Origin of the sequence: Acinetobacter sp. CIP 53.82 (assembly GCF_000369465.1) — a bacterium.
GTDB lineage: Bacteria > Pseudomonadota > Gammaproteobacteria > Pseudomonadales > Moraxellaceae > Acinetobacter > Acinetobacter indicus.
In genome coordinates, this window is record NZ_KB850046.1 from 1,691,781 (window position 1) to 1,714,840 (window position 23,060).

At 48.9% G+C, this 23,060-nt stretch carries 20 protein-coding genes and 4 tRNA genes; 13 read left to right on the forward strand and 11 right to left on the reverse strand.

All coding sequences use genetic code 11. The features are described 5' to 3' along the window. Positions 1–61 precede the first annotated feature (61 nt). Entirely contained in the window at positions 62–814 is a 753-nt protein-coding gene (gene rlmB, locus F905_RS13510; protein WP_005181769.1) for a 23S rRNA (guanosine(2251)-2'-O)-methyltransferase RlmB, read from the forward strand. A gap of 17 nt (positions 815–831) precedes the next feature. Continuing rightward, the gene (locus tag F905_RS13515) at positions 832–1,752 is read left to right on the forward strand and encodes a DMT family transporter (RefSeq protein ID WP_005181771.1); all 921 of its coding nucleotides are present in this window, start codon (positions 832–834) and stop codon (positions 1,750–1,752) included. Here the strand turns inward: F905_RS13515 and coaE are convergent. From coaE to F905_RS13530, 3 genes are read right to left on the reverse strand one after another with little or no spacing between them, the layout of a single operon-like run. After that, positions 1,749–2,357, reverse strand: a complete 609-nt coding sequence (coaE, locus tag F905_RS13520) for a dephospho-CoA kinase (RefSeq protein WP_005181773.1) — start codon at positions 2,355–2,357, stop codon at positions 1,749–1,751. The two genes, F905_RS13515 and coaE, sit on opposite strands and share 4 nt — an antisense overlap. A gap of 10 nt (positions 2,358–2,367) precedes the next feature. Continuing rightward, a complete protein-coding gene (locus F905_RS13525) occupies positions 2,368–3,228 on the reverse strand; it encodes a prepilin peptidase (RefSeq protein WP_005181774.1) in 861 nt (286 codons plus the stop codon). Beyond that, positions 3,228–4,433: a type II secretion system F family protein gene (locus tag F905_RS13530; RefSeq protein ID WP_005181776.1), complete on the reverse strand. Its 1,206-nt coding sequence runs from the start codon at positions 4,431–4,433 to the stop codon at positions 3,228–3,230. Before F905_RS13530 ends, F905_RS13525 begins: the two co-directional genes overlap by 1 nt. A 99-nt stretch (positions 4,434–4,532) precedes the next feature. Here F905_RS13530 and F905_RS13535 point away from each other — a divergent pair, with 99 nt between their 5' ends. Further along, entirely contained in the window at positions 4,533–5,684 is a 1,152-nt protein-coding gene (locus F905_RS13535; RefSeq protein ID WP_005176703.1) for an IS4-like element ISAbe18 family transposase, read from the forward strand. A gap of 78 nt (positions 5,685–5,762) precedes the next feature. On the opposite strand, the gene pilB is transcribed toward F905_RS13535, so the two are convergent. Continuing rightward, positions 5,763–7,469 (reverse strand): type IV-A pilus assembly ATPase PilB, encoded by a 1,707-nt coding sequence (gene pilB, locus F905_RS13540; protein WP_005181778.1) that lies wholly within the window; start codon positions 7,467–7,469, stop codon positions 5,763–5,765. A 290-nt stretch (positions 7,470–7,759) separates the two neighbouring features. Between pilB and tpiA the strand changes: the two genes are divergently transcribed. The 10 genes from tpiA to F905_RS13590 all read left to right on the forward strand — a co-directional run bounded on the left by tpiA (position 7,760) and on the right by F905_RS13590 (position 14,939). After that, the gene (gene tpiA / locus F905_RS13545) at positions 7,760–8,551 is read left to right on the forward strand and encodes a triose-phosphate isomerase (protein WP_005181780.1); all 792 of its coding nucleotides are present in this window, start codon (positions 7,760–7,762) and stop codon (positions 8,549–8,551) included. A 13-nt stretch (positions 8,552–8,564) separates the two neighbouring features. Then, positions 8,565–8,894, forward strand: coding sequence for a preprotein translocase subunit SecG (secG, locus tag F905_RS13550; RefSeq protein ID WP_005181783.1), 330 nt, complete (start codon positions 8,565–8,567; stop codon positions 8,892–8,894). A gap of 53 nt (positions 8,895–8,947) precedes the next feature. Beyond that, a tRNA-Leu gene (locus F905_RS13555) sits at positions 8,948–9,032 on the forward strand. Positions 9,033–9,083: 51 nt separating this feature from the next. Beyond that, a tRNA-Met gene (locus tag F905_RS13560) sits at positions 9,084–9,160 on the forward strand. A gap of 77 nt (positions 9,161–9,237) precedes the next feature. Continuing rightward, positions 9,238–9,314, forward strand: a tRNA-Met gene (locus F905_RS13565). A gap of 143 nt (positions 9,315–9,457) precedes the next feature. Beyond that, positions 9,458–9,534: transfer RNA gene (locus F905_RS13570), tRNA-Met, on the forward strand. A 228-nt stretch (positions 9,535–9,762) separates the two neighbouring features. Next, a complete protein-coding gene (gene rimP / locus F905_RS13575; protein WP_005181784.1) occupies positions 9,763–10,287 on the forward strand; it encodes a ribosome maturation factor RimP in 525 nt (174 codons plus the stop codon). A 32-nt stretch (positions 10,288–10,319) separates the two neighbouring features. Beyond that, entirely contained in the window at positions 10,320–11,804 is a 1,485-nt protein-coding gene (gene nusA / locus F905_RS13580) for a transcription termination factor NusA (protein ID WP_005181786.1), read from the forward strand. A 10-nt stretch (positions 11,805–11,814) separates the two neighbouring features. After that, complete coding sequence (gene infB / locus F905_RS13585) at positions 11,815–14,535, forward strand: translation initiation factor IF-2 (RefSeq protein WP_005181788.1); 2,721 nt, start codon at positions 11,815–11,817, stop codon at positions 14,533–14,535. After that, positions 14,535–14,939 carry a ribosome-binding factor A gene (locus tag F905_RS13590; RefSeq protein WP_005181793.1) on the forward strand — a complete coding sequence of 135 codons (405 nt, stop codon included), beginning with the start codon at positions 14,535–14,537 and terminating at the stop codon, positions 14,937–14,939. Before infB ends, F905_RS13590 begins: the two co-directional genes overlap by 1 nt. A 180-nt stretch (positions 14,940–15,119) precedes the next feature. Here F905_RS13590 and F905_RS13595 read toward each other — a convergent pair whose 3' ends face one another. The 7 genes from F905_RS13595 to F905_RS13625 all read right to left on the reverse strand — a co-directional run bounded on the left by F905_RS13595 (position 15,120) and on the right by F905_RS13625 (position 23,056). Next, positions 15,120–15,530, reverse strand: a complete 411-nt coding sequence (locus F905_RS13595; protein WP_005181795.1) for a Na+/H+ antiporter subunit G — start codon at positions 15,528–15,530, stop codon at positions 15,120–15,122. Between the two features lie 9 nt (positions 15,531–15,539). After that, positions 15,540–15,815: a monovalent cation/H+ antiporter subunit F gene (locus F905_RS13600; RefSeq protein ID WP_005181799.1), complete on the reverse strand. Its 276-nt coding sequence runs from the start codon at positions 15,813–15,815 to the stop codon at positions 15,540–15,542. Next, positions 15,812–16,333, reverse strand: a complete 522-nt coding sequence (locus F905_RS13605; protein WP_005181800.1) for a Na+/H+ antiporter subunit E — start codon at positions 16,331–16,333, stop codon at positions 15,812–15,814. Before F905_RS13605 ends, F905_RS13600 begins: the two co-directional genes overlap by 4 nt. A 2-nt stretch (positions 16,334–16,335) precedes the next feature. Then, on the reverse strand, positions 16,336–18,144 hold the full coding sequence (locus tag F905_RS13610; RefSeq protein WP_005181801.1) for a monovalent cation/H+ antiporter subunit D: 1,809 nt from the start codon (positions 18,142–18,144) through the stop codon (positions 16,336–16,338). Next, positions 18,144–18,509, reverse strand: a complete 366-nt coding sequence (locus F905_RS13615; RefSeq protein ID WP_005181802.1) for a Na+/H+ antiporter subunit C — start codon at positions 18,507–18,509, stop codon at positions 18,144–18,146. Before F905_RS13615 ends, F905_RS13610 begins: the two co-directional genes overlap by 1 nt. 2 nt (positions 18,510–18,511) lie before the next feature. Continuing rightward, positions 18,512–21,349 carry a monovalent cation/H+ antiporter subunit A gene (locus F905_RS13620; protein WP_005181803.1) on the reverse strand — a complete coding sequence of 946 codons (2,838 nt, stop codon included), beginning with the start codon at positions 21,347–21,349 and terminating at the stop codon, positions 18,512–18,514. A gap of 339 nt (positions 21,350–21,688) precedes the next feature. After that, the gene (locus F905_RS13625) at positions 21,689–23,056 is read right to left on the reverse strand and encodes a PH domain-containing protein (protein WP_005181805.1); all 1,368 of its coding nucleotides are present in this window, start codon (positions 23,054–23,056) and stop codon (positions 21,689–21,691) included. Between the last annotated feature and the right edge of the window lie 4 nt (positions 23,057–23,060).

The following is a 23,060-nucleotide window of genomic DNA, read 5'->3' on the forward strand; positions in this document are numbered from 1 at the left end:
CTGTAAAGTTTCCTTTGCAGGATTTTTCTTTTGGATTTACAGCACAGCGTTGAGGTCATTCATGGCAAAACCAGAATATTATTATGGCGTTCATTCGGTAGAGTCATTGTTAGAACTTGAACCGGAGCGTGTATTAACCCTGTTTACCCTCAAAGGTCGTGATGACCAGCGTTTACAGCGTATTCTGGAACTGGCAGAGCCGTTTGGTATTAGCGTACAAAAAGCCAGTCGTGACAGCCTGGAAAAACTGGCCGGTTTGCCATTTCATCAGGGCGTGGTGGCTGCGGTGCGTCCGCATCCAACCTTAAATGAAAAAGATTTGGAACAGCTGTTGCAGCAGTCCAATCAGCCACTGTTACTGGCTCTGGATCAGGTCACCGATCCGCATAATCTGGGCGCCTGTATCCGTACGGCAGCAGCCATGGGTGTAGAAGCGGTGATTGTACCGCGTGACCGTTCAGCCAGCCTGACCCCAACGGCGCGTAAAGTGGCTGCTGGTGGCGCCGAGAAAGTTAAATTTATTCAGGTTACCAATCTGGCCCGTACTTTGGGGCAAATCAAAGAGCAGTTTAATGTGCGCGTGGTCGGCACCATGCTGGATGAAAAAGCCTTGCCGATCCAGAAGTTTGACTTCACCGGTACGGCGGTGTGTGTGGTGATGGGAGCCGAAGATACCGGTTTGCGCCCAATCACCCAGTCGCAGTGTGATCAAACCGTGTATATCCCGATGATGGGCAATCTGCAAAGTCTGAATGTTAGTGTGGCCACCGGCATGGCGCTGTATGAAGCTTGCCGTCAGCGTCAACCGGCTTAAGCGCTCTTTCCATCTTAATGATCAACGCGCGTCAGCAAGGCTATCTGTTACTGGCCATCACCATGTGTATTTGGGGTGGCTTTACCCTGAGTACCCGTTTAAGTGCCCTGTGGGGCATTAGTGCTTGGGATCTGGTGGCCTTGCGTTTTATGCTGGCCTTTTGCCTGCTGATGCCGGTTTTGCTATATCGCAAAGATACGGCATTTTTATGGACCCGACAGTCCTTTATCCTGGCGATGATTGGCGGTGTCGGTTACTGCCTGACGGCTTATAGTGCATTTCATTTTGTGCCAGCGGCGCATGCGGCGATTTTCTTGAATGGCTGTATTCCCTTATGTACTGCACTGGCGGCCTGGTTGCTGTTTCGACAGCCCTTTGACCGGCATACCTGGATCAGCGTATTGATCATGCTGCTGGCGATTGCTGCCATGAGTCTGCTGATGTATCAGGAAACCGGTGTCGCTTTCGGTTTTGGCGATCTGCTGTTTTTCCTGAGTGCCTTATGGTGGGGCGTCTTTACGGTGCTGTTGCGGCAATGGAAGCTGTCGGCCTGGCATTCTATGGCCAGTGTAGCCATCTGGTCAGCTTTGGTGTATGTGCCTATTTATTGCCTATTTTTTCCAAAAAACCTGAGTGGTCCCGAACCACTGCATTTAATCGGCCAGACCCTGTTTCATGGAATTTTTGTGGTGATTATTGCCACGCTCAGCTATGTCGAAGCGATTAAGCGTTTAGGTGCTTTTAAGGCTGGCAGTATTGTGACCTTGGCACCGTTTATTGCCGCTATTCTGGCGGTACCGTTACTGAATGAGCCATTGAGCCTGGCGATTGTCTGTGGTCTGCTTGGTATGGGCATTGGGGCGTTACAGCCTTGGCGCTGGTGGGGCCGGAAAGACAGCTTAAGCCAGCAAATCGAACGACAAAACAAGCCGTCTTAAACCGACTGCTGCTGTTGCGCCAAAGTCAGATAGTGTTGATGTAAGGGTTGAAGCTGGGCATAGAGATGCTCCAGATGACCATCATTCAGCACAATATCATCTGCCCGCTGGCGTTTGTCTGCGCGTGACATCTGTACCTGAATAATCTTGCGAATTTGTTCGATACTTTGTCCATCGCGTTGTGAGGCGCGTTGAATCTGCAGTTCTTCAGAGGCATCAATTAACAGGTTGCGCTGGGTCAGTTCATGCTGGTTGCTTTCAAATAACAGTGGAGACACCAGCACCACATAGGCACTGCGGGCTGCCTGTAACTGCTGGATGATCGACTGGCGAATGGCCGGATGGGTAATCGCTTCCAGGGTTTTGCGTGCTGCCGGTTCTTTAAAAATATGCTCGCGTAAGGCACGGCGGTTGAGCTCGCCATTGAGCAGGACCCAGTCGCCAAAGGCCTGATGAATCTGGGTCAGGGCCGGCTGGCCTGGCTCAACCACTTCACGTGCCACCACATCTGCATCGACCACCACAATGCCTTGGGTTTCAAACCAGTGACTTGCTGCCGATTTACCGCTGCCAATGCCGCCAGTTAAACCCAAAACAAATGTCATCCTGTTGTCCTTATTGACCTAAATAAAGCTTCATGATTGCATCACCCCACAAAAAGGCGATCCAGCCGGCAATGGCAATATAAGGGCCAAAGGCAAAAGGCTGGTTCTCTTTGCGGATTTTCAGCAAAATAATGCCAATGATTGCACCAACCAGAGAAGATAGCAACACAATCAGCGGCAGCATCAGCGGGCCCATCCAGGCACCTAAGGCGGCCAGCAATTTAAAATCGCCATAGCCCATACCTTCTTTGCCAGTCACCAGCTTAAACAGGTAATACACCACCCACAGACATAAAAAGCCAATGATATATCCCCAAATGGCAGAGCTAGCGGAGGTGTACAGGGCATAGCTGTTCACCCCCAAGCCGAGTGCAGCCAGGGGGAGGGTATAGCGGTCAGGCAGCAGCTGGGTGTCAAAATCAATAAAGGTCAGGGCAATTAACACATAGGTCAACACCAGGCCAAACAGCATTTGCAGGGTCGGGCCAAAAACCGCGACTACGGTTAAGGCACACACTGCGGTCAGCAGTTCAATAAAAGGATAACGAATACTGATCGGGTTTTGGCATTGGCCACATTTGCCACGTAGAAGCAGCCAGCTGATTACTGGAATATTCTGATACCAGCGAATCGGGCTGTGGCATTTCGGACAGGTCGAGGCTGGCTGACTGAGGCTGATTTTGCTTTCATCAATGATGGCCTGTTCAGGATGCAGCAGCATTTGACAGTCATTGCGCCATTCCTGTTCCATCATTTTTGGCGTGCGGTAAATCACCACATTCAGAAAACTGCCAATACATAAACTAAAAATCCCAACTACGAAATACAGCGCAGTTGGGTGTTGAATCAGATAATGAATGAATTCTTGCATTAAACCACAGAGCCCATTTGGAAGATTGGGAGATACATCGCGACCACCAGACCGCCGACCAGAATCCCGAGAACGGCCATAATCAGTGGTTCCATCATCGAGGTTAAGCCATCGACGGCGTTATCGACTTCGTTTTCGTAGTGAGTAGCGACTTTATCCAGCATCGCATCCAGCGCACCGGATTCTTCACCAATCGCAACCATCTGCACGGCCATCGAAGGGAATTTATCTGTGACCCGCATGGCAAACTGTAACTGCTGACCGGTGGCGACATCTTCACGGATTTTCATTACTGCTTCTTCATAAACCACGTTGTTGGTGGCGCCGGCAGTGGATTCCAGTGCATCAATTAAGGGAACACCGGCAGCAAAGGTGGTGGCCAGGGTACGACTATAACGCGCGATAATCGCCTTATACACCAGATCACCAAAAATTGGTGCTCTCAGGGCGGCTTTGTCCAGCAGGTCACGGAATTTCTTGCTGCGTTTCTTGGCTTCCAGAAAAGCTGCAATCGCAAAGCCGACCACAATAATCAGCACAAACCAGTATTTCTGGGTCCACTGCGACATATTCACCACCATCTTGGTGAAGGCCGGTAAGTCGGCACCAAAAGAGGTGAAGAGTTCTTCAAACACCGGTACCACTTTGACCATCAGGATAATGGTGACAATCACGGCCACCACAATCACCGTTGCCGGGTATTTCATGGCTTTCTTGATTTTCTGTTTGAGTAATTCGCTCTTTTCTTTATAGATCGCCACCCGGTCCAGCATGGTTTCTAGAGCACCCGACTGTTCACCCGATTCAACCAGCGAGCAAAACAGATTATCGAAATGTTGCGGATATTTACGCAGTGCACCAGCAAAGGTATTGCCCCCTTCGACTTCGCCTTTAATCCCCAATACCACTTCACGCATGGCCGGGTTTTCCAGACCTTCAGCCACAATTTCAAAGCTTTGCACCAGCGGTACACCGGCTTTCATCATGGTCGCCAGCTGGCGGGTAAAAATCGTGATGTCCAGGGTCGAGACTTTTTTCTTCATCAAGCCTTCAAGAATATTTTTCTTCTTCTGGCGGATGGTTTTGATGGTGATCCCTTGCTTGCGCAACGTGACCTTGGCCAGCGCCATATTACGTGCTGGCAGTTCCCCTTTAAGTTTTGCCCCTTTGCGGTCAATCCCTTCATAAATAAAGGTGGGCATCATCTGCACTGCTGTCCCATAGTTTGCTTTAAATAAAAAACCTGAGTCCTAACAGTTAAAATATGAGTGCAAACAAACACTTTAACGACCAGGATTCAGGTTTTGTCACATCAGAATACCGTATTTCATGAGCTAATTAAACCTGTTGTGCGACAGGATTTTGAACAACTTGCTAAAGTACACCATGTTGGACAGAAATTTAGAGCGGCTTCCCGGTGGGATCAGTTTATTGCCATATTGATGTCTCAATTCTCTTGTAGGCAAAGTCTGAGAGATATTCAATCCAATTTGGAGTGCCAACAGGAAAAGCTGAGTCATCTCGGAGCAAAGTCTATTCCCCGAAGCACGCTGGCACGAATCAATGAGCAGCAGCCTGCTGCCTTGTATCAACAGCTATTTTACAAGTTGCTTAAATACTATGAACACTCAAAAGTAGCTCATAAATTTCGCTTTAAGAATCCCTTGTATTCCTTGGATGCCAGTCATATTGACCTGTCGCTTTCCTTATGTGAATGGGCCAAAGTTCACGACTCAAAAGCCAGCATGAAACTCAGTATAGGATTGAATCACAGCAATGATATTCCTGAGTTTGTTGCAGTTGAAAATGGCAAAGAAAATGACATGGTACAAGGCCGCAAATTCCAGTTTCCTGCTGGCAGCATTGTAGTTTTTGATAAAGGCTATGTCGATTACCAATGGTATGCAAATCTGACTGCTCAAAACATTGGATTTGTCACACGTTTTAGGCCTAAATCTGTGTATCAGGTGATCCAGCAACATCCAGTGCTTGAATCCAAAGGTATTCTAAAAGATGAAACCATTCAGCTGAATAGCGCACATGCCCTAAAAAGAAAAGCCCCAGTGTTAAGAAGAATTGAATATAGAGATCAGCAAAGTGGCAAGCACTTTAGCTTTCTCAGCAATAACTTTCATTTAGCCGCCTCCACCATTGCGGCGATTTATAAAGATCGTTGGAAAGTTGAGCTGTTCTTTAAGGCGATTAAGCAGAATCTCAAATTAAAAGCGTTTCTAGGCCGCAGCAGGAACGCAATTCAGACACAAATCTGGATTGCGATGATCGCCTATTTATTGGTGAGTTTCGCTCGACATTTAGGAAAAACAGGTTGGACAGTTCAACGTTTACTCAGAATAATTCAAGTGAATTTGTTTGAAAGAAGAACTTTAAAAGCTTTATTTTCACCCGATAAAATACCCATAAAACAAGAGGAAGCTCAAATGAGCTTCCTCTTGTGAAAAATTGTGGGACAGCAATGGCATCATCTGTGCTTTTTTGACAGCCATGCGTGTTTATCCTTATTTTAAATGCTTCATCTATTCGCTGGTCACACGATTCACTTCCTGTAAAGAAGTGACCCCCTGCATGACCTTGATTAATCCTGAACGGCGTAAATTGTTAAACCCGGATTTTGCCGAGGCTGCTGCAATTTGCAAGGCATTACCATCTTCCATAATAATGCGTGAGATTTCCGGGGTGACTTTCATTACTTCATAGACCCCGACACGGCCTTTATAACCTTCACGACATTCCGGGCAGCCAACCGGCTGATACAGCTGGAACTCTGGCTGGTTTAAATCTTCTTCGGTAAAACCGAGTTCCAAGAGGCTCTGGCGTGGAATCTCCACCGGGGCCTTGCATTTCTGGCAGAGACGACGTGCCAGACGCTGGGCAATCACCAGGTTCACCGAGGTGGCGATGTTAAATGAGGGGACGCCCATGTTGCGTAAACGGGTCAGGGTTTCGGGTGCACTGTTGGTGTGCAGCGTCGACATGACCATGTGACCGGTTTGTGCGGCTTTAATGGCAATTTCTGCAGTTTCCAGATCACGGATCTCACCGACCATGACAATATCCGGATCCTGGCGCAGGAATGATTTTAGTGCTGCGGCAAAGGTCAGACCCACTTTCGGGTTGACGTTGACCTGATTGATGCCTTCCAGGTTAATTTCCACCGGATCTTCGGCGGTAGAAATATTGGTGTCTTCGCGGTTGAGAATGTTTAAGCCGGTATATAAAGATACGGTTTTACCGGAACCGGTCGGGCCGGTGATCAGCAACATGCCTTGTGGTTTGTCCAGCGCCTCCATAAACAGCTCTTTTTGCTCCGGTTCATAACCAAGTGCATCAATCCCCAGCATGGCGCTAGATGGATCGAGGATACGCAGTACGATTTTTTCTCCAAACAGGGTCGGCAATGAGTTGACACGGAAGTCGATGGCTTTGTTTTTTGACAGCTTGAGCTTGATCCGGCCATCCTGCGGAATACGTTTTTCCGAGATGTCCATTTGTGACATGACTTTTAAACGTGAGGCAAGGCGTGTGGCCAGTTGTAACGGAGGATTGGCAATCTGGCGCAAAACGCCGTCAATCCGGTAACGGACCCGGTAGCTTTTTTCATAAGGCTCGAAGTGTAAATCCGAGGCGCCCATACGGATTGCATCGACCAGTAACTTGTTAATATATTTGACGATTGGGGCTTCATCGCCTTGTGGCTCATCGTCATCTTTTTGTGTTTCGGGAGCGTTGTCGCCAACTTCCAGATCAAAGTCTTCATCAAAGTCAAAGGTGCTGTCTTCGGTAAAGTTCTGTTCAATCAGCCGTTCCAGCTTGTCATGCTCAACAATCACCACTTCAATATTCAGCTTGCTGTTAAAGCGGATCGCATCAATGGCTTCGATATTGGTTGGGTTACTGGTAGCAATATAAAGCTGATTGTGACGTCGGAAAATGGGCAGAATTCGGTATTTGGTGAACAGTTTTTCATCCAGACCTTCACGTACAATCAGACGCGAATCGTACACCGCCAAGTCAAAAATCGGTTCACCAAATTCATAGGAAATTTTTTCAGCAATGGTCAGCGGTGAAATCTGCAACTGCTGAATTAAATACGGCACAATATCGGTCTCGGCTTTTTTCGCCGCGACAATGGCTTGCTGCATATTTTCAGCCGTCACAAGCCCTTCTTCGACCAGTCGCCGAATAAAACCTGTAAATCTAGGCATTGCTTGTTGTACTGACATTCCCCAACGTCCTTAAAAAAAAATCAAAAAAGTTTGTTTATAATTGGTATCACAAAATTATACTTTTGTTGCATAAAAATACCATATCTGAAAATGATGTCACCACCTAAGTATCCCCTAAAAGCATGAACCAGTCGCAATTAATCGGCAAAGATTTTTTGTTAAGCCGATGTTCAGATGGGCTTATTTAGACTGTAGATCTAAAAATGCTGCAACAAATTGTTCTGCCCTGAACCGATTTACGTGTAGAATGTGCGCGATTGAAACATAGGTATTTGAATAGGTATTGTATGTCGGGTTCGGCGATTACGCCTTGGGTGATTGGCAATTGGAAAATGAACCCAGTGCAAGCAGAAGCGCAACAGCTGGTTTCAGAATTTAAAACATTATTAGAACAGCAGGCCATTGATGCCGCACAGTGTCATTTAGGGGTTGCGCCAGTTGCAATCGCATTGGGCAGTGTTCAGGAACAGCTGAAAACTGCGGTACGTCCAGTGTATACCGTGGCACAAGATGTTTCACGTATTGCTGGTTTAGGTGCTTATACTGGTGAGGTGAGTGCCGAGCTATTAAAAGACAGCCAGATTGGCTTTGTACTGGTCGGTCACTCAGAACGCCGTGAAATTTTTGCTGAAAATGTGCAAATTCTAAATGCAAAAATTCAAAATGCACTGGCAGCCGGTCTGACCGTAATTTACTGTGTCGGTGAAAGCCTGCAGCAACGTGAAAGTGGCCAGGCCGAGCAGGTGGTGTTACAGCAGATTTGTGACATTGCGGCAGTGGTCGAGGCAGAGCAGTGGCAGAATATTGTAATTGCCTATGAGCCAATCTGGGCCATTGGTACTGGTAAAACCGCTTCGCCTGAAGATGCGCAGGCCATGCATGCCAAAATTCGTGAAGGTCTGACCCAGCTGACCAGCTATGGTCCGCAAATGGCTATTCTGTACGGTGGTAGTGTTAAGCCGGAAAATGCAGTAGAGTTAGCAGCCTGCCCAGATATTAATGGCGCGCTGGTCGGCGGTGCTTCTTTAAATGCAGCATCGTTCCATCAAATTGCGCAGGCCTTTGCCAATACACAATAATTAGGAGTTCAGCATGCAAACTTTTGTGCTGGTAGTACATATTATTTTAGCCGTCTTGATGATTGTGCTGATTCTGGTTCAGCACGGCAAAGGGGCAGATGCTGGTGCTTCTTTTGGTGGCGGCGGTGCGGCGACCGTATTTGGTGCCTCTGGTTCGGGTAATTTTATGACCCGTTTGACTGGAATTTTAACGGCTTTGTTCTTTATCACCAGTCTGACCCTGGCGGTATTTGCCAAACAGCAAACCACCGATGCCTACAGTTTAAAATCAATTCCGGCGACCACAACCGCGCCGGCAACATTGCCTGATTCTTCACCAACTACACCTCAAACTGGCGAATAATTGCAATTAGGCCTTTATTTTTCGCGGTGATGCGACTAGAATGCGTCACAGCTGCGGTGGTGGTGGAATTGGTAGACACGCTACCTTGAGGTGGTAGTGCTTTCGGGCGTGGGGGTTCAAGTCCCCCCTTCCGCACCAAACTTATAATCCAGAACATAAGTTTGGTGTATGCAGCAAAACTTCTGTTGATGCGGGATGGAGCAGTCTGGTAGCTCGTCGGGCTCATAACCCGAAGGTCGTTGGTTCAAATCCAGCTCCCGCTACCAATCAATCCTTTTTAAAGATGCAAACTTTAAAAGGCGGCTTAAGTTTCTTGAGCTGAGAAGAGTTATTTGTACGCTGATGCGGGATGGAGCAGTCTGGTAGCTCGTCGGGCTCATAACCCGAAGGTCGTTGGTTCAAATCCAGCTCCCGCTACCATTTTTAATGGTTGAGTAATATATTTCATGTTGGTTGAATCTGACGCTTGTTACTCATTCTTCAGCGATAAATAACGCCATATACAGGACATACGATTTTCATTGAAAATTGCGCATATTTTGTATATAATTTTTGCACGTTGATGCGGGATGGAGCAGTCTGGTAGCTCGTCGGGCTCATAACCCGAAGGTCGTTGGTTCAAATCCAGCTCCCGCTACCAAGTTTCTTAAGAGGCTCACAACAAGGTGGGCCTTTTTGCACAGTGGACATTGGTTTTTCTGTGTAATAATAGGGGCGATTTACGCCCTTTTTTATTGGCTATCGTGTAGTGTCGATATGAGCCGGATACGGCATAAACTCAAGTGTCATGTTTCACTACTACTATAGCTTGAATGAGACTGTAGTGGTCAGATCAGGCCATTGAATCGCACCCATATGACGAGAGTAAATGAAGCTATCAAATAAAACCCAGGCACTCCAGGACTTGATTGCACCCGCAGTTGCAGCCTGTGATGTAGATTTGTGGGGAATTGAATTCCTGCCACAAGGTAAACGCTCACTATTGCGTATTTATATCGACAAAGCGGTTGATGAAAATGCCGCACCGGTCCTGAATGAAGACGGTGAACTCGAGCAGGGTCGTGGTGTAGGCGTACAGGATTGTGTGCGCGTGACTCAGCAAGTGGGCGCCATTTTGGACGTTCATGATCCGATCTCAGGTGAATATGCACTCGAAGTGTCTTCCCCAGGTTGGGATCGTCCGTTTTTCCAGCTGGAACAGCTTCCTGCCTATATTGGCCAGACCATTGCCTTGCGTTTGATTAGCGCGGTAGAAAACCGTCGTAAATTCCAGGCGAAACTGGTGGCAGTTGACCTTGAAAATGAAACCATTCAGGTTGAAGTTGAAAAACAGCAAGTGCTGGAAATTGACAGCCATAATATCGATAAGGCCAATCTGGTTTATCAAGATTAATTCAATAAATAAGAATCTAAAATAGGTGACTTATGGCACGCGAAATTCTTACCGTCGTTGAAACGGTTAGTAACGAAAAAGGTGTAAGTCGTGAAGCAATCTTTGAGGCGCTAGAGCAGGCTCTTGTTGCTGCGACGAAAAAGAAATTTTACGAAGGCACAAATGCGGAAGAAGCACGTTTACGTGTAGAAATCGACCGTAAAACAGGTGACTACCGTACTTTCCGTCAATGGGAAGTGGTGGCGGATGAAGATCATGAAATGCCAGCATGTCAGGATGCGATTTCTGATGTCGATCCGGCGCAGTGGTCAATTGGTGACATTCGCGAACTTGAAGTGGAATCAATTGATTTCGGTCGTATTGCGGCGCAAATTGCCAAACAGGTAATTGTTCAGAAAATTCGTGAAGCAGAACGTGCACTCGTTGCCGATGCTTATGAAGCCAAAGTGGGCGAGCTGATTTACGGTGAAGTGAAAAAGCAGACCAAAGATGGCTTTATCATTGATTTAGGTGACAATGCCGAAGCGTATCTGGCACGTGAAGAAATGATTCCAAAGGAAATTCTGCGTCCAAAACAGCGCGTGAATGCCATTTTATTTAACGTCAACCGTGAAGGTCGTGGTGCGCAATTACTATTGTCACGTGCGAAACCTGAAATGCTGATGGCGTTAATGAAAAAAGAAATTCCTGAAATTTCTGAAGAAATCATTGAAATCAAGGCGGCTGCGCGTCAACCAGGCGTTCGTGCTAAGATTGCAGTGAAAACCAACGATCATCGTATTGATCCGGTTGGTGCATGTATTGGTATGCGTGGTACGCGTATCCAGGCAGTCCAGCAGGAACTTAATGGTGAACGTATTGATGTGGTGGTGTGGTCAGATGATCCGGCACAGTACATTGCCAGCGCTTTAGAGCCGGCTGATGTATCGAGTATCGTGATTGATGAAGATGCACGTACTGCTGACATTATTTTTGCCACCAGCGATCAATTGGCCCGTGCCATTGGTTCACAAGGTCAAAACGTACGTCTGGCATCTGAACTGACCGGTTATAAACTGGACATGATGCTGGAAGAAGAATATTACGCGCGTCAGCAAAATGAAGCGCAGCAATATCTGGATATGTTTGTATCGCGTTTGGACATTGCAGAGGACCTGGCGATGGCACTGGTTGAAATGGGCTTCACTTCACTGGAAGAGATTGCCTATGTACCAGCAGAAACATTTGATGAAATTGAGCTTGATGCCGAGCTGGTTGAATTATTGCAAAGTCGTGCCAAAGAAGTGGCTTTGGCAGATGCGTTAAAACAGCAAGAAAATATTCAGGATCCGAGTGACGAACTTCTGGCAATGGAAGGGATGACACAAGAGATCGCCTATGCGCTTGCTGCTCGTGGTGTAGTGACCGTTGATGACTTGGCAGACCAGGCCACCGACGATATCGCAGATATTGAAGGTCTAGGTGCTGACAAAGCGGGTCAACTCATTATGAAAGCACGCGAATCATGGTTTAACTAGGAGGTAATGTATGACGGACAAGACGATTAAAGAGTTAGCGCTCAGCGTAGGACGTCCAGTTGAGAAACTCCTGGAGCAGGTTCGTGATGCAGGTTTACCGCAACGTAAAGCTGACGACATTATTTCCACTGAACAACAAGATACCCTCGTGACCCACTTGAAAAAAGTACATGGTCAAGATGCGGGTAATGCAGGACAAATCACGTTGAAACGTAAAACTACCAGTACTGCTAAAGTGGCAAGTACGTCAGGTAAGGCGAAAACAATTAATGTAGAAGTGCGCAAGAAGCATACATTTGTCAAGCCAGACCCTGAGCAAATCAAAGCAGAAGCTTTGGCCAAAGCACAGGCTGAAGCAGAAGCCAAAGCAGCTGAACAGCAAGCCCGTGAACCGGCGAAGCCAAAAGCTGCGCCAGAAGCTGCCAGCAAAGGCGAATCTAAAGCCAAACAGGCCTTAGAAGCAATGCGTGCTGCTGCGAAACAGGAAACCGCCAAACAGGAAACTTCTAAAGCCGCTGTGGTGGTGAAGCGTAAATCAACCAACAAGCCAGTGGTGAAAGCCCAGGTTAAAGTGGTTGAAACGCCTGAGCAAAAACGCGCCCGTGAAGAACAGGCAGCACAGTTGAAAGCGACTGAAGAAGCTGCACGTCGTAAGGCAGCTGAAGAAGCGCAGCAACGTACCCTTGAGCAAATGCGTAAAATGGCATCGAAGTATTCATCTGATGATGCTGCACCGACCATTCGCGTAATTGATGATTCACCATTGGCCGCAGGTCTGGTGGGTCAGGCGTATGAAGATTCATTTGCCAAAGAAGACCGTGAAATCAAACGTGGTGGCGGAACCAAAGATACCCGTGGCCAGAAGAAAGGCGGCCGTCGTGGTGAAGAACAGTCATTCCGTGACAACTCGCATAAACGTGGTTTAAAAACCAGTCAGGCCAACAAGCATGGCTTTGAAAAACCGGTGAAAAAACAGGTTTATGATGTAGAAATTGGTGAAACCATTATTGTGGCTGACTTGGCTGCGAAAATGGCAATTAAAGTACGTGAAGTAATCAAGACCCTGATGAAGATGGGTGAGCTGGTCACACAAAACCAGGCCATTGATCAGGATACTGCGGTGCTTGTGGTTGAAGAAATGGGCCACAATCCGGTGCTGGTGTCTGAAACTGCGGCTGAAGACAACCTGCTGGAAGCGGCTGAAGAAGCACGTGGTGAGCAAACTACGCGTCCACCTGTTGTTACCATCATGGGTCACGTTGACCATGGTAAAACCTCGCTTCTTGACCGTATCCGCCGTGCTAAAGTGGCACAAGGCGAAGCCGGTGGTATTACCCAGCATATCGGTGCTTACCATGTGACAACAGACAAAGGTATCATCACCTTCCTAGATACTCCGGGTCACGCCGCGTTTACCGCGATGCGTTCACGTGGTGCCAAAGCGACTGATATCGTGGTGTTGGTGGTTGCAGCAGATGATGGCGTGATGCCACAAACTGCAGAAGCGATTGACCATGCGCGTGCAGCGGGTACGCCAATCATTGTTGCCATCAACAAGATGGACAAAGATTCAGCTGATCCAGACCGCGTACTGAACGAATTAACCACCAAGGAAATCGTGCCTGAAGAATGGGGCGGTGATGTTCCAGTCGCCAAAGTTTCCGCGCATACCGGTGCCGGCATTGACGAATTACTTGACCTGATTTCAATTCAAGCAGAAATGATGGAATTGAAAGCCTCTGAAGAAGGTGCAGCACAAGGTGTGGTGATTGAAGCACGTGTTGATAAAGGCCGTGGTGCAGTGACCTCGATTCTGGTTCAAAACGGTACCCTGAAAGTGGGTGACTTGGTACTTGCCGGTTCATCTTATGGCCGTGTACGTGCCATGACCGATGAAAACGGTAAACGCATCAAGTCTGCTGGTCCATCAATTCCAGTGGAAATTCTGGGTCTGCCAGAAGCGCCAATGGCGGGTGATGAAGTACTGGTGGTCAATGACGAGAAGAAAGCGCGTGAAGTTGCTGATGCGCGTATGGATCGTGAACGTCAGAAACGTCTTGAGCGTCAGTCTGCAATGCGTCTTGAGAACATCATGGCGTCTATGGGCAAGAAAGATGTGCCGATTGTGAATGTGGTACTGAAAACTGACGTACGTGGTACGCTGGAAGCATTACACGTGGCACTGGCCGAGCTTTCAACGGATGAAGTGAAAGTCCGTGTGATTGGTTCAGGTGTCGGTGCGATCACTGAATCTGACGTAACGCTGGCTGAATCTTCAGAAGCGGTACTGCTGGGCTTTAACGTTCGTGCCGACAATACTGCACGTCAAAAAGCCGATGCTGACGGTATCGACATCCGTTACTACTCGATCATCTATCAATTGATTGATGACGTGAAAGATGCGATGAGCGGCAAGCTGGCACCAGAACACCGTGAAACGATTCTGGGTGTGGCGGAAGTCCGTGAAGTATTCCACTCAAGCAAGTTCGGTGCAGCAGCAGGCTGTATGGTACTGGAAGGTACTTTACACCGTAACAAGCCGATTCGCGTATTACGTGATGATGTGGTGGTGTTCCAGGGCGAACTTGAATCTCTGCGTCGTTATAAAGACGTGGTGGAAGAAGTCCGTGCTGGTATGGAATGTGGTCTTGCAGTCAAAGGCTATAAAGACATCAAAGTACAAGACAAGATTGAAGTGTACGATGTCCAACTAATTAAACGGAGTCTTTAATGGCGGGTAGTCAGCGTCTTAAGCGAATGGCAGATACGGTACAACGCGAGTTGTCCGACCTGATCCGCCAGGAGCTGAAAGATCCACGTCTGGGTGGTCTGGTGACCATCTCGGCGGTGAAAGTCAGCCCAGATTTAGGCTATGCCGAAGTGTATGTGACCGTAATGGGTCGTGAACTTGGCGATGAGCAAAGTGAAGCGGCAAACAAGGAAACCCTGGATGTGCTCAACAAAGCCTCCGGTTTCCTGCGCCATGAGCTGAGCCGTCGTATCAAGACCCGGATTACGCCGCGTTTGCGTTTCCATTACGACAAAACCAATGCCTACGGTAACTATATGTTTGGTCTGATTGCAGAAGCAGTAAAAGATTTACCAGCTGCCGATGCAAAAAAAGATGAAGAATAAGTAGGCCAGCAGGTCTATGCAAAAAAGCCACCTTCGGGTGGCTTTTTTATGTCATCCGTAATTGCTTGACTTGCTATTTCTCAGCGGTGCAATCAGGCAAGGGCAGGGCGGGTTGAGACAGCATAAAAAACCTGACCAGGAACAATCCGGGTCAGGTTTTTTAGAAGATGACGCGAAGACTTATTCATCTTTAGAGGGTTTGATTCTGCCCAGTGGTTCACGATCACTAAAGGCACGGCGACGGCTACGCTGCCATGGTAGCGGACGTTCCAGGGTTTCTGGGACTTCACCACTCATCGAGCGCAGACGTAAATGCAGGGCTGCCTGTGCCATCAGGTTGGCCGATACCGGCGCGGTAATAAAGGCAAACAGGGTAATCAGCACTTCGGCAAAACCGAAGCGCCCCAGATAAGCCGAATAAATAATGGCAGCAATCAGGAAGCTGCCCAGACCTAAGGTACTGGACTTGGTCGGGGCATGCAGGCGCATAAACAGGTCCGGCAGACGAATCATGCCAATCCCGCCAACCAGCATAAAGAAGGTGCCGATTAACAGGAAAATGGAGACCAGGATTTCCATCATCAGTTGCATGCTGTTCTCCTAATCAATCACGTGGCCAGAGGTGAAGTAACGGGCCAGGGCAGCGGTTGAAACAAAGCCCAGCATCGCCACCAGTAATGCACCTTCAAACAGTGAAGTGCTGGTCCAGTAAATGCCCAGCACCACAATCAGACAGGTTGCATTTAAAAACAGGGTATCCAGCGCCAGCAGACGATCCACAATTGACGGTCCCATAATCAGGCGAATCAGGCACATAAACATCGAACCGGCAATGGCAATCAGGCAGATGCCAAGCGCATAAGGCAATATCATCATGAGGCCGCTCCTGTCTTGACGTTAAAGATTTCAATCAGCGGCTGTTCATAACGGCTCTTGATCAGGGCAATTTCAGCTTCTTCATCATCGGTACTTAAGGCATGCACCAGAATATCGCCGCGGTCCTGGTCAATACCGGCCGTGACCGTCCCCGGCGTGGTGGTAATGATCATCGCCAACAGGGTATTGACCTGTTCATGCTCGGTCTCCAGCGGTACACGGAACCATTTCGGATGCAGCGCATCGGTGGGTCCCAGCACCTGTTTGGCGACACGGATATTGGACAGGATAATGTCCCAGACCACCACCCAGAACAGTTTAAAGGCTGGCACCCAGTGGATATTCGGGGTGCGGGCAATAAACGGTTTGACCATCAATGGAATCAGGATACTCAGGATCAATGCCATCAGCAGATTGCCGGCAGAAACACTATGTGCCAGTAACAACCAGCTAATGGCCACAATCACCGAAACAAAGGGATGTGGCAGCCAGATATCCCAAAACGATGTTTTTTGCATAGTTATGGCTCCATAGGTTTAAGTTGTGGCAGGTCGTTGCTTGCGGCGTCCTGCTCAATCTGCTGATTGATCTGACGTTGTTTATAGTCCGAAATATGCTCACCTTCCAGTGTATTTGGACTGATCACATACGGAATCAGCTTGGCATTCGGGTCCGGTTTTTCACCACTGTATTTGGTTTCTGGCAAATAGTTCGGATCATAAGGCTGGACGCTAATCACCTGGCCGGTTTCATCCTGCTTTAACACCGCCATTTCATACAGACGGTTGTTCTGCATTTGCTGGGCCGTGCTAAAGGCATAACGCTGGATTGGATTGGCAAAAACCACATAAGCCACCAGTGCCGCCAATAACAGGTAAATGGCCTTGTCATTGCCTTTCGGGGCCTTGGCTGGGAGGGCCTGGTAGCTGTGATAGGCGTCATTGTCCGGATCATCTTCCGGACGCGATGCGCGCCAGAACAGGATAAAGCCAACCCGGGTCAGGGCCAGAATACTGAGTAAACCGACCAGCAGCACCACCGCAATAATAATGCCCTGATAAGGCGCATCAGCGGTGGCCTGTAACAAGAACACTTTACCGAGGAAGCCACTAAAAGGCGGCAGGCCGGCAATCATCAGTGCAATCAGCAGATAGATAATAGACATCACTTTATGCTGTTTCATTTGCGGGGCGATATTAAAGTGATCCTTAAATTCACCGCGCTGCGCCGTGACCCAGCCGCAGAACAGATAGAAGGCCGCGGCAATTAAGGTACTGTGTACCAGATAATACAGCGCTGCTGTCCAGGCCTGGGTGCTAAACAGGGCAATCGCAATCAGGATGGTGCCAATCGACGACAGCATCATAAAACCGACAAAACGGCGTAAGCGTTCTGCCCCAATTGCGCCAATGACGCCATACAGTGAGGTAATCAGGCCAATTGGCAATAACCAGTTGCTGAGAATTTTCTGGCTCAGTTCATCATCAAAGACCGTCCCATTGACCCTTAAAATCGCATAAATCCCGACCTTGGTCATAATGGTAAAGATCGCCGCCACAGGGGTGGCTGCTACGGCATAGGTTTTCGGTAACCAGAAGCCGACTGGCAGCATTGCCGCTTTAATCCCGAACACAATAAACAGGATCAAGCCGCCGACCACCGCCAGACGATGCTGATCTTCTGCCAGCGTCGGTATTAAACGGGCCACATCGGCCATGTTGAGGCTGCCGACACTGCCGTAAATCATACCCAGACCAATCAGGAACAGCGCTGAAGCCAGCAGGTTGATGGTGACGTAATGCACCCCAAGCTGAAAGCGCGGTTTGCCCTGGCTATGCAGCAACAGCACATACGAAGCCAGCAGCAGTACTTCAAAAAATACGAACAGGTTAAATAAATCGCCGGTGAGGAAAGCCCCACACAAGCCCATCATCAGGAAATGGAACATGGCATGGAAATAGCGGCCACGTTCATCCCATTGCTGGCAGGCGAACCACAGCACTGGCAAGGCCAGACCGTAAGTCAGCACCAGCATTAGCGCAGACAGCTGATCTAGCACCAGTACAATCCCGAATGGAGCTGACCATTCGGACAGGTTGTAGACGGTAATCTGGCCAGTTTTGGCCAGCATCAAATAGCTGATCGCCAGTCCCAGTCCGAGAATAGTGGAAATCAGGCTGATGCCACGACGCCACGGCTGACGCCAGTCATACGACAGCGAACCCGAGCCCGGGTTGCCCAGCAGCACCAGAATAAAACCGGTAAAGGCCGGCAGCAGGATGCTGAGAATAGGAGTGTGTTGCGCCCAGAATTGGATAAAGTCATGCATTATGGCTCATCCTCACGTGGGTCAAGTAAAGCAGGATCATCTTTGGCATCCACATGGTCGGTTCCCGATTCATAACGGCTGCGTAAGGCCAGTTGCACCACAAAGGCGGTGGTAGCAAAGCCAATTACAATAGCAGTCAGCACCAGCGCTTGCGGTAAAGGGTCAGTGGATTGCACCGCCGTGGTTAAAATGGCCGGTGCATTCAGCTGAATCCGGCCCATGGCGAACAGGAAAATATTGACTGCATAACCAATCATGGCCAGGCCCAGTACCACCGGAAAGGTACGTGCCCTTAAGATCAGGTACACGCCGGTGGCGACCAGTAAACCTACAGAGGTTGCGACTAAAAATTCGATACTAATCATGCTTACCCCCGAGGAATTGGACCAGACATACTGGAGTGACGCGAGTCGCCCAGCACGGAAATCAGCAACATGGTTGCCCCGACAACGGTAACGTAAACTCCGACATCAAACAGTGCCGCTGAAGCCAAATGCAGTTCACCAATCACCGGCGGATTGACATAAATATGCGCGCTGGTCAGGAATGGACGACCCCAGAACCAGGCTGCAATCCCGGTCAGGCCGGCAATGGTCAGACCGGAACCAATCCAGATTTCATATAAACGTCCGGATTTGGCTTTCAACATTTGCTCGGTTTGGTCCTGACCAATGGCAATGTACTGAATGATCAATGCCATTGACGTGACCAGTCCGGCAATAAAGCCGCCGCCTGGCAGGTTGTGCCCGCGCAGGAAAATATACAGGCTGACCACTAAGGCCACCGGTAAAATCCAGGAAGCGGTCATGCGCAGCATCAGTGGAGATGGATTAAAACGATAGGTCAGGCCCTGAGTCATGGTGGTGCCGTGGGCACGCATACCATCCATCAGGCAGAGGGCACCAATGGCAGCAATACCGAGTACGGTAATTTCGCCGAAGGTATCGAAGCCACGGAAGTCGACCAGAATCACGTTGACCACGTTGGTGCCGCCGCCCAGTGGAATTGACTGCTGGTTAAAGAACCATGAAATCGAGTTGTGATCACGGGTCATGATTAACCAGGCCAGCCAGCTGATGCCAGCACCGGCCAGAATTGCAATTCCGGCATCGCGCCAGCGGCGGGTGCTGCTTGATTCATACGGGGTTAATTGTGGCAGCAGTGACAGGCTCATCAGTAACAGCACGGTGGTCACCACATCGACGGTAATCTGGGTTTGGGCCAGATCCGGAGCTGACAGGGTTACAAAGATCATGGTTACCACCAGACCGACAGCACCACTGATTAATACGGCTTTAATCCGTTCATGATGGAACCACAGCATCATCCAGCAGGCACTGAATAATAATAGCCACAAGACAATGGCAATCGCAGGTGCCTGGGTCAGCTCACGCGTACCGGTACCAATCCCCTGATTCAGCAGCGGCACCGACACCAGTGCAATGGTAAACACCAGAATCCAGAACAGATAACTTTGTAGGGAGCCGTTTTCGGTGAGGCGTTTAAAGCGGCGCGAGTTCAGCAATAGGCCTTTTAAGAACAGGTCAAATAACACCCGTCCCTGTAAGCGACCCAATGCCGGATCGAGATCAATCTCGCGGATACGGCCGCCTTTGGCCAGGGCAAAATACATCACCAGACCGCCCACCAGCGCAATCACACTCATTAGCAATGGCAGGTTCAAGCCGTGCCAGATGGCCAGATGGGTGCCTTCAAAATTCATCAGCTGGGTACTGGCACGGGTGGTGCTATTGACCAGATGCTCAACCAGCAGGGCAGGGAACAGGCCGACCGCAATACATAAAATCGCCAGAATCAGGGCCGGTGCGCGCATGCCCATTGGCGGTTCATGTGCATCTTTATTGGGTACGTCTTTGCCAATCGGGCCATCGAAGAACACGCCATGCACTAAGCGCACCGAATAGGCCACGGCAAAAATACCGGCCAGTGTCGCGACAATTGCCGAGATCACCACCACCGGTCCGCTTAAATTGGCCAGCAGTTCGGTAAAGAACATTTCTTTGGACAGGAAGCCGTTGAACAGAGGCACACCTGCCATCGACGCAGCCGTAATCATGGTCAGCGTACCGGTAAACGGTAACAGCTGCCATAAGCCACTCAGTTTGCGTAAATCACGGGTGCCGGATTCATGGTCAATAATCCCGGCAATCATGAACAGCGCCGCTTTAAAGGTGGCGTGGTTAATAATATGGAAAATGGCTGCAGCTACGGCCAGCGGAGAACCAATCCCGAGCAGGCAGACAATCAGGCCCAAATGGCTGATGGTGGAATAGGCCAGCAGACCTTTCAGATCTTCTTTGAAAATGGCAAAGAAAGCCGCGATACACAGGGTAAACAGACCAACAAAGGTGACCAGATTATGGTACAGCGCCGCGCCGGCAAAAATTGGCAGCAGACGCGCCAGCAGGAAAATTCCGGCTTTCACCATGGTCGCGGAGTGCAGATAGGCCGATACCGGCGTTGGTGCCGCCATGGCATTCGGCAACCAGAAATGGAACGGGAACTGGGCACTTTTGGTAAAGGCGCCGAGTAAAATCAGCAATAAACTGGGTACAAACAGCGCATGGCTTTGAATCTGATCGGTCATGGTCAGAATCTGGTCTAGCTCATAGGTGCCGGTGATCTGTCCGAGCAGGACAAAACCACCGAGCATAGCCAAGCCACCCATGCCGGTAATGGTCAGGGCCATACGTGAGCCGCGTTGAGCCGCTTCGTAATTGCTCCAGTAACCCACCAGCAGGAAGGAGGAAATACTGGTCAGTTCCCAGAACACCAGCAGGATAATCAGGTTATTCGACAATGAAATCCCGAGCATGGCTGCCATAAACAGCATGAGCAGGAGATACAGTTTGCTGAGGGAGTTTTTGGGGCTTAAATAATAATAAGCATAAATAAAGATGAGGGTACCGATACCGGTAATCAGCAAAGAAAATAATAAACCTAAAGCATCCAGGCGAAAGCTTAAATCAATCCCTAACTGGGGTAGCCACGACCATGACTGAATGATGGTGGCGCCATTAAAGACATCCTTTGCTTGAGTCAGTAACAGGATCAGACTGCTTAAACTGACTCCTATCGCCCCTAAAGCCGTTACCCCGCGCGAGAATTGCTTCAGCCACGAGACAAGGGTTGTGCCAAGTACCAGCGGTAGCAATATAATAATCGATAGCACACTCGTATCCATTGTCTTGATAGGTTCAAAACCTAAGGGTGAATCTTATCTTTCAAGGATTACAGGAATGCAAGGAGCAGTCCAAAATACTCAATCTTGAAAGCCGAAAAATAGAATTATGTCTAAATAAACAAGTTGTGTTGCGCAACTTGAGAAACTTATAGCAAATCGGATTTTACTATAAAAATATAAATCTGATTGATTTTATTACATGAATAAAACAACATCAATTTGTTTTTGCGCACACGGCAGACATTATACGCCGCCGAACTTTTTTCAGGATGAAATTGTTAGATCAGACCGGATTTTTTCGGCTGATTTTCCGATATTCCCCTCTATTCAAAGCCGTATTTAAGGCAACGGATGTGGGGTCGAGGTGTCATCATCATTTTGCAGCCGTTTCAGCAAGGCTTCCTGCTGTTCGGCACTCAGTTGCTGCTGAATCTGCTGATAGATGTCATCTACGCTGGTGGGCTCCTGTACCGCTTCACTCAGGCTTTCATCGCTGCTGCTGACTTCAGTCTGCATAAACTGGGCATAAATAGCGTCCAGCTGTTCCTGCACCGGTTGCAAATGAATTGGATGCAATTGCTGCTGATCCAGCCTTAAACATTGATAGTCTTCGGCATTTTCCAAGAGTGCCGTGCGGTTACCGGTGGCAATAATCTGCAGTGCCGGAAAAGCCTGATGCAAACGCGCCAGAATTACCGAGGCCATATCCTGATCAAGCTGATGATCGACCTGATCAATCAGCAGAATGCCATCGCCTTCCAAGGTGGGGTACAGGCTATAAGGATTGAGCAGACATAAACGCCGCACAATATCGCCGACCAGTGCAATCCAGTTGCGGATACTGTTGGACAGCTGCTGATAGAGCTGGGTTTTGCCCTGATAGGTGACCATTAATTGCAGTTTCGGATGATATTGCAGATAAATCTGGCTCAGTTCCGGTAGCACAATTTGTAGTGCGTCGCGCAGGGCCTGCAGGCTGGGTGCGTGCATCTGGGCATGTGCCTGCATCAGTTTGTCACACCGTGGAGGTTCTGCGTCGGGATGCTGCGGATGTAATAACTGCTCAATCAGCTGGGCACTCTGGGCATTTTCAATATCGGAAATTTCCCGGAACCACTCAAAGAAGCGTGTAAAGGTGGTGAAGGGGATGGCCGAAATTTCATAGGCATGTACGGCCTGAAAAATCAGCGGATTGTTTTTACTCAGCAGATTGACTTCATTGACAAAACGCTCGGCTGGGTAATAGGCAATTAATGGCAGGCCTTGTAGCGGGTCCTGTTTTACGGCCTGCTGGTACAAGCTGACCATTTTTTCCAGTTTCTGGGTTTCAGCCTTACTGACCCCGACGCCGTTGCTGTTCAGGGTTTTATACAGCTGCCAGTCACAGCACTGACGGTCCTGCTGTTGGGCATCGCTGTTTTCTGGCAGGCTGCCAATGTCTTTGGGAAAACACACGCACAGGTCAATTTTGGACTGCAGCCGGGTGTGCATAATGTCCTGATCAAGCATGACCAGTCCGGAGGTGCGTAAATCTTTATAACGGGCCGCAAACCAGGTCAGTGCCTGATAGGTAAAGCGCAGTAGCGAGGTTTTACCGGAACTCTGATTGCCTAGAATTAAGGCCACAGGCTGTTGCTGCGGATGCAGTTGCAGCTGAAGGTCGGTAAAGTGGGTGATGTGCTTGAACTGGACAGACTGAATTTTCATGGGT